The organism is Arthrobacter sp. V1I7, from assembly GCF_030817015.1.
In the GTDB taxonomy this organism is placed as follows: Bacteria; Actinomycetota; Actinomycetes; order Actinomycetales; family Micrococcaceae; genus Arthrobacter.
Genome location: NZ_JAUSYS010000001.1, coordinates 888,924 through 903,140 on the forward strand (window position 1 = coordinate 888,924; position 14,217 = coordinate 903,140).

Genomic DNA, 14,217 nt, shown 5'->3' on the forward strand with positions numbered 1-14,217 from the left:
TATTGGAGAGGCGCGGTCCCGGGCAGTGATGCTGCCCGGGACCGGGGCACTACCGGATTGGTCAGTTGTGCAGTGCGTGCAGGATCTTGTAGAACTCGGCCTTGCCTTCGAGCCCGATGCCCGGCAGGTCGCCCGGGGCCACGCGGCCGTTGACGATGACGGCATCGTCGGTGAAGCCGCCGGTGGGCTGGAACTCGCCCGGGTAGGACTCGTTGCCGCCGAGCTTGAGGGCTGCGGCGATGTGCAGGGAGAACTGGTGTCCGCCGTGGGGGATGCAGCGGCGTGAGGACCAGCCGTGCTGGGCCAGCATGTCCTGGATCCGGCGGTATTCGGTCAGGCCGTAGCTCAGGGCCGGGTCGACCTGGATGAAGTCGCGGTCCGGGCGCATCCCGCCGTAGCGGATCAGGTTGCGGGCGTCCTGGAGGGAGAACAGGTTCTCTCCGGTCGCGATCGGGTTCTTGTAGTGCTCGGAAAGGGTGGCGTTCAGGCAGTAGTCCAGCGGGTCGCCGACTTCCTCGTACCAGAACAGCCCGTACTGGTCGATGGCTTTGCCGTATTCCAGCGCGGTCTCCAGGTCGAATTTGCCGTTGACATCCACCATCAGGCGGGAGCCGTCGCCGTCGAGGACCTCGATCACGGCTTCGATGCGCCGGAGATCTTCGGCGAGGTCGGCGCCGCCGATCTTCATTTTGACAACGTTGTAGCCCTTGGCGAGGAAGCCGCGCATTTCGTTCTGCAGGTCTTCGAGGCTCTTGCCGGGTGCGTAGTAGCCGCCGGCTGCGTAAACGAAGACGTCCTTGTCCGGGTTTCCGTCGCCGTAGTGGTCCGAGATCCATCGGTAAAGCGGCACGCCGGCGATCTTGGCAGCGAGGTCGTGCAGGGCCATGTCGGCGACGCCGACGGCGACGGAGCGTTCGCCGTGGCCGCCGGGCTTCTCGTTGGACATCATCAGGTCCCACGCCTTCTCCGGCGAGAGCTGGCCGTCCTCATCAAGCAGATCCTCGGACGGGGCATCCATGATGCGCGGCAGAATACGGTCTTTCAGGATGCCGGTCGCGTTGTAGCGGCCGTTGGAGTTGAAGCCATAGCCAACCAGAGGCTTTCCATCGACGAACACATCGCTGACGAGCGCGATGATCGTGCAGTCCATCTTGGTGAAGTCAATGAACGCGTTCCGGATCGAGGAACTGATGGGAATGGTGCCGACGTGGGCGGAAACGATTTTCATCTTTGAATCTCTCCCTGACTGGGTATCTTATTTCTTATAAGACTTAGATCAAGGCTAACCCGAGGTCTCGAGGGTCATGGGTCCCTTCAAGCGAATATCTTATAAGAACTTGCGCTCAAGATTAGCCCGGGAGTGACGGGGAGCACAAGACCTGCGACTGAATTTCTTATAAGATGTCTCCAGAACTACTCTGTGAGTAACGGGGGCCACAACCCCGATGAGGGATTCGGAGCGGCAGATGAGCACCACGAACGTCTTTTCCAGTAAGGGCAGTCTGGCGTACAGCGAGCTCCGCCAGCTGATCCTTTCCGGCGGCCTTGCCCCTGGCTCGCGCGTCTCCCAGTACGAACTGGCGGACAACATGCAAATGAGCATCACCCCCCTGCGGGAAGCGATCCGCCGACTCTCAAGCGAGGGCCTGATCATCATGGACACTCACCGGGACTCCCGCGTGGCTGATGTAAGTGCTTCGGAGGCCCGCGAGCTGCTGGAGGTCCGCCTCTCTCTGGAGCCGTCGGCGACCGAGCTGGCGGCATACCGCAGGACCGAGGCTGACATCGACGCCATGCGAACGGCAGCGGAGAAACTGCTGCCGGTCACCCGGGTCTGGGGCGAGGACGCCATCACGGCACACCGCGAATTCCACCGCGCCGTCTACACCGCCTCCCACAATGCCACTATGATCAAGCTCCTGGATGACCTGTGGGACAAGTCCGACCGCTACCGCCGCCTTGGCCTGGAACTTCCTTCCGGTGATGAGCCCCGCACCATAGACCTGAACCAGCACCACCAGATACTCGTACTTGTAGCCTCCGGTGATGGTCCCGGCGCGGCCGAACTCGCACGGACCCACATCGCCAACAGCCTCACAGCCTCAGTAACCGGAGCCCTGGAGGAACGCGAGAACGTCCAGTCAGCAACCCTGGAGAAAAGCGCCTTAGTACCCGGTGGCGGCTTCCCTCCGACCGTCAGGAACCGGCCGCTGCCGCCGCCATGACGGCCGTTTGTGAACCAAGCCAGCTGTCCAGTGCAGCAACGAAGGCCGTTCAAAGCCCGGGACGGTCTGTCCTTCAGGTTGCCAAAGGGGCAGTCTGTGCCGCGGTAGGGGTGTACGCAGTGCATCGCGCAGCATAGCCCACAGAACGTTGAGCCGGCCCGGGCGAGGGAAAGCATCGCCTGGATATGGGTCTTAAGGGCAGCAGTCCGTCCACGGCTCGAGCCAGGTCGTCGTGCCGACCACTATTGGCCACTGAAGGTGTTGATGGCGTTGATGACGGCCGGGCCCAGGATGGCGATGAAGAGCACCGGGAAGATGAAGAACAGCAACGGGAACAAGATGGTGACCGGCAGCTTCATGGCCTTTTCCTCGGCCCGCTGCCGGCGCTTGACGCGCATGACTTTCGCCTGGATCCGGAGCACCCGGCTGATCGCGATCCCGTAGGTGTCCGCCTGCACCACCGCCTGAACGAAGCGGCGCAGCTCCGGGATGTTGGTCCGCTCGGACAGCGAAAGGTACGACTCGCGTCGGCTTCTGCCTACCTGCATGTCCTGCAGTGTCCTGACGAGCTCCTCGGCGAGGGGTCCCTTGCCGTTTTCTCCGGCCCGTGCCATCGCGCCTTCGAAACCCAGGCCTGCCTCCACCGAGATGAGCATCTGGTCCAGGGTGTTTGCCAATTCAAGCTGGATGGTTTTTTGGCGTTCCTGGCCCTTGCTGTAGAGCAGGAGGTCCGGGATGAAGTAGCCCAGGAGCAGTACAAAGATCCCCACAGGCTTGAGCATCGACGTTGGCGAACTGGCGCTGATGTAGAAACCCAGCAAGGCGTCGGTCAGGCCCAGAAGCGGCTTGGCCGCCAGCACCCGCCCGAGCGGCAGCGAAACCGGCCGTCCGGCAAGGGACAGCAGTTTGTCGAGTTTCCGGACGTAGCCGGCAGGCGTCAGCCGGTAGCCGACCTGCGCCAGGACGTTGCTGCGTTTCCGTTCCGGGAGCCCGGCAGCGTCCGCGCCGAGCGTGAGTATCCCCCGGATGGCCCGTTGCGATTTCCGGTCAACGGAGAGCAGGGTCCAGACGAGATAGCCGAGTGGCAGGCAGACCAGCAGGAGGGCGAGAAATATCCGAGGATCCATCCCGGCCTCAGAACTTCAGGTCAATGATCTTGCGCATCCACAGACCGCCGATGGTCATCAGAATGACGGACGCCACGATCATGGTCCAGCCCAGCGGGTTCGTGAACATAACGTCCATGTAGCCAGGGTTAACCAGCATCAGCATTGCCACGATGCCGATCAGCATGGCCATCAGGATGTAGGCCGAAAACTTTCCTTCGGCGGCGAGGGACTTGATGTGCCCCTTGATCTCGCTGCGCTCTCGGATGGTCTCGTTGACCTGGTCCAGCACCTCAGCCAGGTTGCCGCCCACCTCCCGGTTTATCTGGATGGCCTGGGCTATCCAGATGAAGTCCTCGTTTGCATCCGGTCCGCCGTGTCGTTGAGGGAGGACAGGAGATCCCGCCCCAGGCTGGTTTCCGTGACTACCCGCCGCATCTCTTCCGACGTCGGGCTTTGAGATTCGGTAGCCGCCGCGTCAATGGCGCGCAGGATACTGTGCCAGGCCCGCAGGCCCCCAGCCAGCACTTGGAGGGTGTCCCCGAGCTGCTCATCGAACTTCGCCCGCCGCTTGCCGGCCAGGAAACCGAAACCGACCACGAGGTGCCCCACGAGTGGCGCCAGCGGGACGAAGAGGACCGCCAGCAGGGGACCGGCGACAACCAGGCCCGCCAGCGCCCCGACGAGGGCTCCGGCCCCAAGCAGCACGAAGAAGTCGGCCTGGCTCAGACGAAGTCCCGCGTTTTCGAGGGATTCCCGGTTGAACAGCCGGACCTTCCGCTGCGAAAAGTACCCGTCGGCCAGATGCACCGCAGAACCGGCAAAGCGGGTCAGCTGGGAATCGGGCTGGTTCTGGGCGGGGCGCCGACGGTCCAGCGGCACGTTGGACCCGGGGGAGAGCACCACGATCCCCAGCAACAGCACGGCGGCAAAGAGCAGTCCGATCCCGATAGGCAGCGTCACGGGCGGCTTACACCCGTCCGGCCTGGGTCAGCGGGGCAGCGAAGACGCCGGGAGATACGTGGATGCCCAGGTCCACGAAACGGTCAATGAAACGTGGGCGGATGCCCGTGGGGACCGGCTTGCCCAGGAACCGGCCATGGGCGTCGACGCCGGCGGCGTAGTCGAAGACGAAGGCATCCTGCAGCGTGACGATGTCCCCCTCCATCCCCTGGACCTCGGTGACGTGGGTGATCCGGCGGGTGCCATCGCGGAGACGGGAGATCTGGACGATCAGGTTGACGGCCGAGGCGATCTGCTCCCGGATGGCGCGGAGCGGCAGATCCATGCCGGCCATCAGCACCAGGGTCTCGAGGCGAGCGACGGCCTCCCGGGGCGAGTTCGAGTGGACGGTTGAGAGGGAGCCGTCGTGGCCGGTGTTCATGGCCTGGAGCATGTCCAGAGACTCGCCGCCGCGGACCTCGCCCACCACGATCCGGTCCGGCCGCATACGCAGGGAATTCCTCAGCAGCTCGCGGATGGTCACTTCGCCCTTGCCCTCGGTGTTCGGCGGACGGCTTTCGAGCCGGACCACATGGCGCTGCTGGATCTGGAGTTCGACGGCGTCCTCGATCGTCACGATGCGCTCGTCAGCCGGAAGGAAGGACGAGAGCACGTTCAGCAAAGTCGTCTCGCCGGTGCCGGTGCCGCCCGATACGATGATGTTCAGCTTCGCTTTCACGCAGGCGTTCAGGAGTTCGGCCATTTCCGGTGTCAGCGTCCCGAACTCGATGAGGTTCCGGACCGTCAGCGGCACTTTGCTGAACTTGCGGATCGTCAGCGATGACCCTCCGACGGCGAGCGGCGGAATGACGGCGTTGACGCGCGACCCGTCCTCGAGCCGGGCATCAACCAGCGGCGAGGACTCGTCGATCCGGCGGCCCACCTTGGAGACAATCCGCTCAATCACCTTGCGCAGGTGGTCTTCTGAGCTGAAGCGGGATTCGGTCAGGGTCAGCTTGCCGTGCCGCTCGACGTAGATCTGGTCCATCCGGTTGACCATGATTTCGGTGACGGCAGAATCGTCAAGGAGCCTTTGCAAGGGCCCGTAGCCGAGCACGTCATCCGCGACGTCCTGGACCAAACGTGTCCGTTCCTCGGCCGAGAGCGGGACCTGCTCGGCGTCGATGATCCGAATGAGTTCCTCCCGTGCGGAGGTACGCAGTTCGTCCTCCTTGACAGCGGAATCGTTGAACCGGGTCCCCATCCGCTCGAACAGGGCAGTCGCGGCGCGCTGCTTGAGGGCCGCGAAGACATCGACCGGCTGCGGACCCTTTGAACGGAAGTTATCTGCCGACTCAGCGAATCCTGCAGGAACCGCGGGCTGGGGCAGACGCTCGACGATGGAGGCTGGCTTCCGGGGTGCGACCGCGGCGGCCGTGACCGCTGTCGTGGGCTGAGCGCGTGGGGGAGACTGCGCCGGCGGTGCCGGGGCAGTGGGCGGGGCCACCGATGGCTGGGTGCCCTCGGCGCTCCTGAGCCGTTCGGAGAGTTTCAACTAGACCACCACCCGCCGGTGCAGCTTCTTCTGCGTCGTGGCCCGCCAGGCTGGATCGAACCGTGCCACCAGCTGACCGAGTCCCTTGACGGCAGGGTCCTTGCGGCCACTCTGCAACACCGGGACGCCGCGGTTAGTCGAAAACGCCACGGCTTTGGAGCGGGGATGCTGACATCCACGGGAGCTCCGATGGTGGCCTCCACGTCCTGCACGCTAAGACCTGACTTGGAATCGACTATGTTCAGGACCACATGGCGTGTCTCCGGCAGCAAGTCCAGCCGGCGAAGGATCTGGAGCCCGGAGCGGAGCCCCCGGATGCTCGGGACGTCCATGGCCGTGACCCAGACGACATCCGTGCACTGTTCCATGGCTGCCAGGCCCACCTCCGGCAGTCCCGGGGCGGTGTCCACGACGACGTACTGGAATTGCTCTGCGAGTTGCTCCAGGAGGCGGGACACTTGTTGCGGGGTGATGTCATCGGCTTCCTCCGGACTCCGCGGCGCACAGAGCGCGTAGATGTTGCTGGGGTGGACTGCCAGGAACGCCTTGAGGACCAGGGAGTCGTGGCTGGCCGTGGCGGAGACCGCATCGGTGACGGTGTGCTCGGGGTTCAAGTAGAGTCCGGAGGCCACATCGCCGAACTGCAGGTCGAGATCCACGATGACGACGCCCATCGGGGCCACCTTTCCCAGCCCGATGGCGATGTTGGTGGCGATGGTGGTCTTACCGACGCCACCTTTGGGGGAGAAGACTCCGATCACCAGGCCTTTGGGAGTCTCGGACTGTTGGACGGCTGTGCTTCGGCTCCGGCTGATGAACGACTGGCAGGCGCGCTCGAGCAGCACGCGGATCTGCGCCGGATCAGAGTCGGGGCTGAGGATGTCCCGGATGCCGGCGCGCATGGCCAGCACAACAAAGGCCGGGTCAGGTTCACCGACGAGGACGACGCTGAGTTCCGGAAGCTGCACGTCGAAGACCGTGGCGAGCCGGAGTGCATCTTCCACTGGCACGTCAGGGCCCAAGATGAGCACCTCGGGCCGCTCCTGGTCCAGATTTGCGAACAGTTCACCGGGATCGGCCGGATTGACGAAGGCGAACGTCTGCAGTCCGCCGGGAAGTCCTCCGGCGAGGGCCTGGCGCACCCGCGCGTCGAAGTGGGTATTGGGTGTAATCAGTACGAAGCGGCTCACTTGTAGACCTCCGGTTTCGTGATGATTCCTGGGCGGCCGCTGTCTGTTGCATGAGCGGCTCCTTGCTCAGCCAGATGCTGGCGGTTTCCGTAAATTCCGAGGCATAGACGATCTTGCCGGCGTCGACGTCGTTCACCGCAACGGTCAGCAATAGGGATCCGGTAGGCAGCGTCGTGTCTTCAGCAGGTGCAGTACTGCCGTCCGTCGCGGGCTGCGTGGGCGTAGTGACTACGGGGGCGCGCTGCACTGCGGTCACCAGGACCTTGTGGATGGTCAACTGGGTCGTCTCTTTTTCCGGCTTGGCTTCAAGCCCGCCGTTCTTCAGGGAAATGAAGATTCCCACATGGTCACCTGGTACCAGCCGGCCACCGACGACCCGCTGCGGTTCCAGCTGGAAGGAGACCTCCTGCAGACCCTCCGGGACCTGCACGGAGCCGCTGGCCCGGAGCTCCTCCGGCGCTATCAGCCGCTCAGCGACGAGCTGTTCACCCGGGAGCAGGTCGACGGCGGTTACCTTCCCGGTAAGACCATCGAAGTTCTTCAGCGCCGATTTTGTGACCGCCTTGCCGGGAAGTTCCTCGCTGGCCACGAAGGCTTTGAGGGCGGCTACTGTAGTGCCGGCGGGAACAGCCTGCTTGACCACGAGAACCGAGACCGGCTCCAGGTTCTGCACGGCCCGGGTGTCGGCTCCTTGCGCGTAGCTGACCACAAGGATGGCTCCGACGATGGCGAGCACTACGGCCGCCAATCCTGCCAATAAGCGTGACTTCAAAGACTGCTCCTGAACTGCTGGGTCGAAAACGTGCTACTGGATGAGCCGGACGATAGTTGCCCCACTGGCGTCCACGCGGCCGAGAGTGAATCCGTCCGCCAGGGAGACATACTCGATGAAGCTGCCGATGATCCCCCTGCAGCTTCCATCGCAGGCCACCGAGGAAGAAACGTAGGCTGTGCTGTTCCGGAATGTTTTGGGGAGGTCGTCGTTACCGCTGAACTTCCAGCCGGCCACCTTGAATGATGCAAAGTACTTCAACCCGTAGACGGCGCCCGATCCGGTGCCGCTCACGTCGTCGAAGACCGGCAACAGCACGACAACGTCCTTGCCGGCCGTGATGTCGCTGGCCCAACGCTGCAGGATCGCCAAGCAGATGTCCGGCGCCCCGCTGTTGCCCGGGTCGCTTCCGCCCTCGGCGACGTCGAGGTCTATCAATCCGCCACAAACGCCCGGATCACTGGTCAGCCAGCCAAAGCCACCTGAAACCGGGGCGCCGGATGGACTGTAGAAGCAGTCCGGGTTGGCGTTGCTGCCGTGGTTCTGAAGCAGCTGCAGCGTCCCGTCGACGTGGTTCTGGACCTGGCAGATCGAGAAAGTGACGGGAAACGCCGTAGGACCCGCCAGCGGGCTGCCCCACTGGACCGTTGAGGCGGCAGTGACTTCGGTGGTGTTGATGCCGAGAGCGCGGGCGAAGAACAATGAAACATGGTTGGGTTCCTTGCCGGCTTCCTGGGCTCCGGCAGCGACGGTAACGGTGTGGGTGGCCGTGTCCAGGGTCAACGACTGGACATTGCTGAGCCGGTCCCCGGCGTTGCTGCTGGCGAGGCTTCGTGCAAGCGCTGAGATGGCCGAGCATTCGGGGTCGTTGGCGTCTTTGGCGCATTTCTGCGCCACGGCCAGGGCCGCGGCGTCCGACCCGTTGCGAAGCTGGGTCCGCTCGGAGTAGAGCATGCCGACGTCGATCGCGAGGGCAGTGAATCCCAGCAAGGCAACCATAATGATGGCGACGATGACGCTGATGCCGCCGCGCTCGCCGTCCTCGCGACAAGGTTTCTTCCTCAACCGCCGCACAGCATCACACCCCTGCCTTCCATCGCGAACGGCGCAGCAATGCCGGTCATGGTTGAAAACGAATAGGTGATCGTAAGTGAGACCTGCGCGCCGGGGGTACATGTCGAAGGAGTCACAGCGATGTTGGCGTCCGTCAACGCCGGCTGCAGCCCCGTGGCAGCGTTTCTGACTGCGGTGCGGGCGGCCGTTGGCGTGTTATTGATGGCCATGACGCGGACGCCCTCGCGGGCGGCGCTGGAGAGCGTGATCTGGGTGTTGTAGGCCCGGCCGAACTCCATAATTCCCAGCAGCAGCAGTACCAGGACGGGGGCAAGAAGAGCGAACTCCACCGCGACGGCGCCCCGTTCGGATGTTTTGGACAAGGGGCCGCCTTCCTGAATGTGCCAGTTGCAAGAAACGAATGTGTGGTGGCGGCTCAGGGCCGCCACCACACGCTCGAGGTCCAAAAAGGTCGGGCCAAGCCGATTACGTGCACTTAGCCGGAACTGCGGCAGTGCTGGCCGTGGCCGCAGTGCCTGCGACGAAGGCGCCGCCGCTGATCGAGCACTTCGCTTTCGTGAAGGTGTCGGCCAAGGTCCCGCCCAGTAGCGTGACGGCGACGATGATCACGACGGCGATGAGCGACACCATGATGCCGTATTCGACGGCGGTGGCGCCGCGCTGATCGCGGCGAAGACGGGTTGCGAGGTTGGCGAAAAAGGAACGCATGGGGACTCCTGAGCGAGTTGGGGGCTGGCCCTGCACCAGCACTGAGAGCAACTTAGCAAGCACCGACACGCTCAATATTGGACGTGGGTGCATCCTGTGCTAAGTCTTCCCAAACTGCACTCTTTCTGTGCGTTCCCTGCGCAGATCCTGCATTGGAGCTGCAAATTCCCGGGCCTGCACTGGAGCCCACTGGGAGTCAGGGCATCAAGAGGATGACCGTCAGGGCGGCGCAAAGCATGGACGGGCCGTGAGCGACTTCCCGTGGCTTGTTTCCGCGGTTTCTCAGCATAAGGACGAGGGAATACCAGGCCACCCGCAACGAAGCCCAGGGCGCCGCCGTAGAACAGCTGAGACCAGCCTTGGTAGCCCAGGTACAGTCCGAGTGGTGCTGCGAGCTTGACGTCGCCCATTCCGAGGCCGTTTCGGCTGGCCAGAGCAAGAATCAGGTAACCCGCGAACAAAATTACGGCGCCACCGACGCCACGCACCAGGTTTTCTGCTTCGCCGGCTGCTCCTGCTGCGAGCGTCAGCAGTAGCAGCCCGGCGCCCAGCAGGGGGAGTACTAGCCGGTTCGGAAGCAAGTGGTGAAGGACGTCGATCCGCGCCAGCTGGACCCCGGCGATAGCGAGCAGCAAATAGGCCGGCAGCTCAGCTGCCGCGCCGAAGCGCCATGCGAGCAAAGCGGACAGCCCGAAGGTGACGGCCGCCGTCGTGATCCTGGCTATCGTGGATGGTGTAGCCGCCAGATGGGGCAGCAGGCGCCGGATGAGTAATTCGGCCAGCAGCCCGAGGAGCAGCCCGAGAGCACCGATCGCCGTCATAAAGAACGGGAGAGCGGAGCCTGTTGCGGCGGGGTCGGACACGGTTCCTCCAGGGCTGCAGCGGGCCGGAGCCGGGCAGGACGCCCCCGGACACCCCATTTTGACCCAAGGCCCCGTCTTCCGCTATTCTTGGTAGTCGTTGTGCGTGTCCTTTCCGATGATGCGTGCCCGTATGAGAATCCGGTTGCAGGATAGCTACTCATCGTGCACATTCGGGACCATAGGACTACTGGTTACATAGAGCCCTCACCTCTGTTCCGGTAGCGCATAGATAGTAGGTGCACTTTCGCGTGACGCCTAAAACAAGAACGCCAGAACAAGAACGAGGCAAACACCGTGCGTACGTACACCCCGAAGCCCGGCGATATCAACCGCCAGTGGCATGTCATTGACGCCACAGACGTTGTCCTTGGTCGTCTCGCGAGCCAGACCGCAATCCTGCTGCGCGGCAAGCACAAGGCCACCTTTGCGTCCCACATGGACATGGGCGACTTCGTCATCATCATCAACGCTGAAAAGGTCGCCCTCACCGGCGCCAAGCTGGAGCAGAAGCGCGCATACCGCCACTCCGGCTACCCGGGCGGCCTGACCTCCGTCAACTACGCGGAGCTGCTGGAATCCAACCCGGTCCGCGCTGTGGAGAAGGCCATCAAGGGCATGCTCCCCAAGAACTCCCTCGCTGCACAGCAGCTGGGCAAGCTGAAGGTCTACCGCGGTGCAGAGCACCCGCACGCCGCTCAGCAGCCCAAGACTTTCGAAATCACCCAGGTCGCCCAGTAGTCCTGGCCACCAACCAACTTTTTATCAAGGAGAATCGTGGCTCAGAACGAAGAACTGACCACCGAAGCCGTTGAGGCTGAGGAAAACCTGACCAGCTACACCTCGGAAAGCGGTCCTGTTGAAGCAGAAGCGCCGAAGAAGGAACGCCCGGCCCTCACGGTCGCCGGCGCAGCAGTTGGCCGCCGCAAGGAAGCTGTCGCCCGCGTGCGCATCGTGCCCGGCACCGGCAAGTGGACCATCAACGGCCGCGAACTGGCCAACTACTTCCCGAACAAGCTGCACCAGCAGGATGTCAACGAACCCTTCAAGATCCTCGATCTTGATGGCGCCTACGACGTCATTGCCCGCATCCACGGCGGCGGCATCTCCGGTCAGGCCGGTGCCCTGCGCCTCGGTATCGCCCGTTCCCTGAACGAGATCGATACCGAGAACAACCGCGCGACCCTCAAGAAGGCCGGTTACCTTCGCCGTGACGCACGCGTCATCGAGCGTAAGAAGGCTGGTCTCAAGAAGGCCCGTAAGGCTCAGCAGTACTCCAAGCGCTAAAAATGCGCCTTCCCGACCATCGGCCGCTGGCGCGACCGGTGGGTGGGGCCCTCGGCGCTTTTTAGCGCTCGGATCCACAAGCGCTAAAGTCCGCTTGCGAAAGCCCGTTCCGCCCTCGTGGCGGAGCGGGCTTTTGGCATTAAGCCGGCTGAACGGCGCGAATCCACCCGGCACCAGGACGCCGGCCGGCGGCGCCGGGCAGAATGTTCGCACTCATCGACTAAACTTGATCCGATGTCGAGATTATTTGGAACAGATGGTGTCCGAGGTTTGGCGAACGGCCTACTGACTGCGGAGCTGGCGTTGCAGCTGGCCCAGGCCGCCGCCGTCGTGCTGGGACACAACCGCACTACCAGCCGAGCACGACCCCGCGCCGTGGTCGCCCGCGACCCGCGCGCCAGCGGTGAGTTCCTCGCGGCTGCCGTGGAAGCAGGGCTCTCCAGTTCCGGCATCGACGTATACGACGCGGGCGTGCTCCCGACGCCGGCAGCGGCCTACCTGGTGGCCGACCTGGACGCGGACTTCGGCGTGATGATCTCCGCCTCCCATAACCCCGCCCCGGACAACGGGATCAAGTTCTTCGCCCGCGGCGGCCAGAAGCTGCCCGACGACGTCGAGAACGCCATCGAGGAGCGGCTGGGCCAGGAGCCCTTCCGTCCCGTCGGCGGCGAAGTGGGCCGCATTCAGCGCTTCTCGGACGCCGAGGACCGCTACATCGTGCACCTCCTCGGGACGCTTCCGCACCGCCTGGACGGGCTCAAAGTCGTCCTGGACTGCGCCCACGGTGCAGCCAGCGGCTGTTCCCCGCAGGTCTTCAAGGACGCAGGCGCGGATCTCGTGGTGATCGGCGCCGAACCCGACGGCCTCAACATCAACGAGGGCGTCGGCTCCACCCACCTGGGACCACTGAAGCGCGCTGTGCTGGAGCATGGCGCCGACCTGGGCATTGCCCACGACGGCGATGCGGACCGCTGCCTCGCCGTGGACCACGAGGGCAACGAGGTTGACGGCGACGAGATCATGGCCATCCTCGCTGTCGCCCTGAAGGCCGCGGGGAAGCTCAAGGACAATGTCCTGGTCGCGACCGTGATGAGCAACCTGGGACTCAAGATCGCGCTGCGCGCGGCCGGTATCAGCCTGCGCGAGACCGGAGTGGGGGACCGCTACGTCCTCGAGGGAATGCGCGAAGGCGGCTTCAACCTCGGCGGCGAGCAGTCCGGGCACGTCATCTTTGCCGACCACGCCACGACCGGCGACGGCGTCCTGACGGGTCTCCAGATTGCGGCCCAGGTGGCCCTCACGGGACGGCCCCTGAAGGAGCTGGCCACGGTCATGACCAAGCTTCCGCAGGTCCTCATCAACGTCAAGGGCGTGGACCGCACCCGGGTGCACGGCGACGAGGCCGTGGCCGCGGCCGTTGCGCGCGCCGAAGCCGAGCTCGGCGACACCGGGCGGGTCCTCCTGCGTCCTTCCGGCACGGAGCCCGTGGTGCGGGTGATGGTCGAGGCCGGAGACGAAGGGACCGCCCAGGCCGTCGCTGAACGCCTGGCTCAGGTGGTCCGGACCGAACTGGCGCTGGCGCTCGTTCCGGACTGAGGATCCGCCCTCGCGCAGCATTTTAACTCTGCCCAGGGTGGTGTCCGCTGCCGGTTACAGGTAGGCCGGGGCGGCTTCCAGGCCGAAGTACTCCTCCAGCGTGCCGATGCCACCGTTCTTCATCTCGGTGGCCACCTCCGGGCCGATGTAACGCAGATGCCAGGGCTCGTAGTAATAGCCGGTGATCCCGTGCAGCATCCAGGGGTAGCGCACCACGAAGCCGAACAGGTGGGCATTGGCCTGCGCCCAGACTGCTGCCGGCTGCTGGGCGAACCGGGGCGTGAAGCTGTCCGCCCCGCTGCCGTCGCCGATGTCGAAGGCCCAGCCGGTCTGATGCTCGGAATAGCCCGGCCGGGCCGAGGCGGTATCCGCAGCGGCTTGTCCTTGCGATTTCACGTAGCCGCTGTACGTGGCCGCCTGCGTGACATAGGAACGGTACCCGCTGGCAAGAGTCAGGGTCACGCCGGCCCCGGCCGCGGCCGCGAACATCTTCTCCGCAGCTGCCGCCGTCGTGCCGTTAAGCAGGGAGGCCTCACCGGCCGCGGCGAGACGGACGGCCGGCCGGACAAGGTCCGTCGGCTTGAACGTGGAGGGCGCCAGCGGCCGGTGCTTGTTGACCACAACCCAGGGACTCGCCGGATCGATGAGCGAGTGCCGCGGCGCCGCCGGGGCGGTTGCTGCGGGCGGTGCCGGTGCGGGGGCGGCAGCCGCGGACGTTGCCGCGGCCGCCGGGGTTGATGCCAAAGGTGGCACCAGCGGGCTGGCGCTGGATGCCGGAGCCGCCTTCGTGGTGGCAATGCCGGCCGCGGACGACGGCGGGGGAGGAGTTTCGGGGGCGCAGGCGGCAAGGGCCGCCAGTCCGGAACCGGCCATCAGCAGGCGGCTGAAGGCCCGTCGGGTGG

The 14,217-nt window shown here is 64.6% G+C and carries 13 protein-coding genes and 2 pseudogenes; 4 read left to right on the forward strand and 11 right to left on the reverse strand.

Features of this window, described 5'->3' with window-relative positions; genetic code table 11:
• Positions 1 to 61: 61 nt before the first annotated feature.
• Positions 62 to 1,228 carry a mandelate racemase/muconate lactonizing enzyme family protein gene (locus QFZ69_RS04315; RefSeq protein WP_306915818.1) on the reverse strand — a complete coding sequence of 389 codons (1,167 nt, stop codon included), beginning with the start codon at positions 1,226 to 1,228 and terminating at the stop codon, positions 62 to 64.
• Between the two features lie 238 nt (positions 1,229 to 1,466).
• Here QFZ69_RS04315 and QFZ69_RS04320 point away from each other — a divergent pair, with 238 nt between their 5' ends.
• On the forward strand, positions 1,467 to 2,225 hold the full coding sequence (locus QFZ69_RS04320; protein ID WP_306915820.1) for a GntR family transcriptional regulator: 759 nt from the start codon (positions 1,467 to 1,469) through the stop codon (positions 2,223 to 2,225).
• A 242-nt stretch (positions 2,226 to 2,467) separates the two neighbouring features.
• Here the strand turns inward: QFZ69_RS04320 and QFZ69_RS04325 are convergent, their stop codons facing one another.
• The 9 genes and pseudogenes from QFZ69_RS04325 to QFZ69_RS04365 all read right to left on the reverse strand — a co-directional run bounded on the left by QFZ69_RS04325 (position 2,468) and on the right by QFZ69_RS04365 (position 10,435).
• The gene (locus tag QFZ69_RS04325; RefSeq protein ID WP_306915822.1) at positions 2,468 to 3,352 is read right to left on the reverse strand and encodes a type II secretion system F family protein; all 885 of its coding nucleotides are present in this window, start codon (positions 3,350 to 3,352) and stop codon (positions 2,468 to 2,470) included.
• A 7-nt stretch (positions 3,353 to 3,359) separates the two neighbouring features.
• Positions 3,360 to 4,288, reverse strand: a pseudogene (locus QFZ69_RS04330) (type II secretion system F family protein).
• A gap of 13 nt (positions 4,289 to 4,301) precedes the next feature.
• Complete coding sequence (locus QFZ69_RS04335) at positions 4,302 to 5,828, reverse strand: CpaF family protein (RefSeq protein ID WP_306915824.1); 1,527 nt, start codon at positions 5,826 to 5,828, stop codon at positions 4,302 to 4,304.
• Positions 5,829 to 7,003: pseudogene (locus tag QFZ69_RS04340) on the reverse strand (CpaE family protein).
• Positions 6,894 to 7,790 carry a Flp pilus assembly protein CpaB gene (locus QFZ69_RS04345; protein ID WP_306915826.1) on the reverse strand — a complete coding sequence of 299 codons (897 nt, stop codon included), beginning with the start codon at positions 7,788 to 7,790 and terminating at the stop codon, positions 6,894 to 6,896. Before QFZ69_RS04345 ends, QFZ69_RS04340 begins: the two are co-directional and overlap by 110 nt.
• Positions 7,791 to 7,823: 33 nt before the next feature.
• Positions 7,824 to 8,864: a pilus assembly protein TadG-related protein gene (locus QFZ69_RS04350; protein WP_306915827.1), complete on the reverse strand. Its 1,041-nt coding sequence runs from the start codon at positions 8,862 to 8,864 to the stop codon at positions 7,824 to 7,826.
• Positions 8,852 to 9,226: a TadE/TadG family type IV pilus assembly protein gene (locus QFZ69_RS04355; RefSeq protein ID WP_306915829.1), complete on the reverse strand. Its 375-nt coding sequence runs from the start codon at positions 9,224 to 9,226 to the stop codon at positions 8,852 to 8,854. The genes QFZ69_RS04350 and QFZ69_RS04355 overlap by 13 nt, the downstream gene beginning before the upstream one ends.
• Positions 9,227 to 9,329: 103 nt before the next feature.
• Positions 9,330 to 9,572 carry a Flp family type IVb pilin gene (locus tag QFZ69_RS04360; protein WP_306915832.1) on the reverse strand — a complete coding sequence of 81 codons (243 nt, stop codon included), beginning with the start codon at positions 9,570 to 9,572 and terminating at the stop codon, positions 9,330 to 9,332.
• Between the two features lie 71 nt (positions 9,573 to 9,643).
• Positions 9,644 to 10,435, reverse strand: a complete 792-nt coding sequence (locus tag QFZ69_RS04365; protein ID WP_306915834.1) for an A24 family peptidase — start codon at positions 10,433 to 10,435, stop codon at positions 9,644 to 9,646.
• Between the two features lie 294 nt (positions 10,436 to 10,729).
• Here QFZ69_RS04365 and rplM point away from each other — a divergent pair, with 294 nt between their 5' ends.
• The 3 genes from rplM to glmM all read left to right on the forward strand — a co-directional run bounded on the left by rplM (position 10,730) and on the right by glmM (position 13,315).
• The gene (rplM, locus tag QFZ69_RS04370; protein WP_015937805.1) at positions 10,730 to 11,173 is read left to right on the forward strand and encodes a 50S ribosomal protein L13; all 444 of its coding nucleotides are present in this window, start codon (positions 10,730 to 10,732) and stop codon (positions 11,171 to 11,173) included.
• A gap of 36 nt (positions 11,174 to 11,209) precedes the next feature.
• Positions 11,210 to 11,719, forward strand: a complete 510-nt coding sequence (gene rpsI / locus QFZ69_RS04375) for a 30S ribosomal protein S9 (protein ID WP_306915836.1) — start codon at positions 11,210 to 11,212, stop codon at positions 11,717 to 11,719.
• Between the two features lie 234 nt (positions 11,720 to 11,953).
• A complete protein-coding gene (gene glmM, locus QFZ69_RS04380; RefSeq protein WP_306915837.1) occupies positions 11,954 to 13,315 on the forward strand; it encodes a phosphoglucosamine mutase in 1,362 nt (453 codons plus the stop codon).
• Between the two features lie 54 nt (positions 13,316 to 13,369).
• Here glmM and QFZ69_RS04385 read toward each other — a convergent pair whose 3' ends face one another.
• Entirely contained in the window at positions 13,370 to 14,188 is an 819-nt protein-coding gene (locus tag QFZ69_RS04385; RefSeq protein ID WP_306999942.1) for a D-alanyl-D-alanine carboxypeptidase family protein, read from the reverse strand.
• Positions 14,189 to 14,217: the final 29 nt, after the last annotated feature.

Coding starts and splice junctions, on each gene's coding strand:
- QFZ69_RS04315 (WP_306915818.1), bottom strand. CDS start 1,228: ATGAAAATCGTTTCCGCCCACGTCGGCACCATTCCCATCAGTTCCTCG.
- QFZ69_RS04320 (WP_306915820.1), top strand. CDS start 1,467: ATGAGCACCACGAACGTCTTTTCCAGTAAGGGCAGTCTGGCGTACAGC.
- QFZ69_RS04325 (WP_306915822.1), bottom strand. CDS start 3,352: ATGGATCCTCGGATATTTCTCGCCCTCCTGCTGGTCTGCCTGCCACTC.
- QFZ69_RS04360 (WP_306915832.1), bottom strand. CDS start 9,572: ATGCGTTCCTTTTTCGCCAACCTCGCAACCCGTCTTCGCCGCGATCAG.
- glmM (WP_306915837.1), top strand. CDS start 11,954: ATGTCGAGATTATTTGGAACAGATGGTGTCCGAGGTTTGGCGAACGGC.
- QFZ69_RS04385 (WP_306999942.1), bottom strand. CDS start 14,188: ATGGCCGGTTCCGGACTGGCGGCCCTTGCCGCCTGCGCCCCCGAAACT.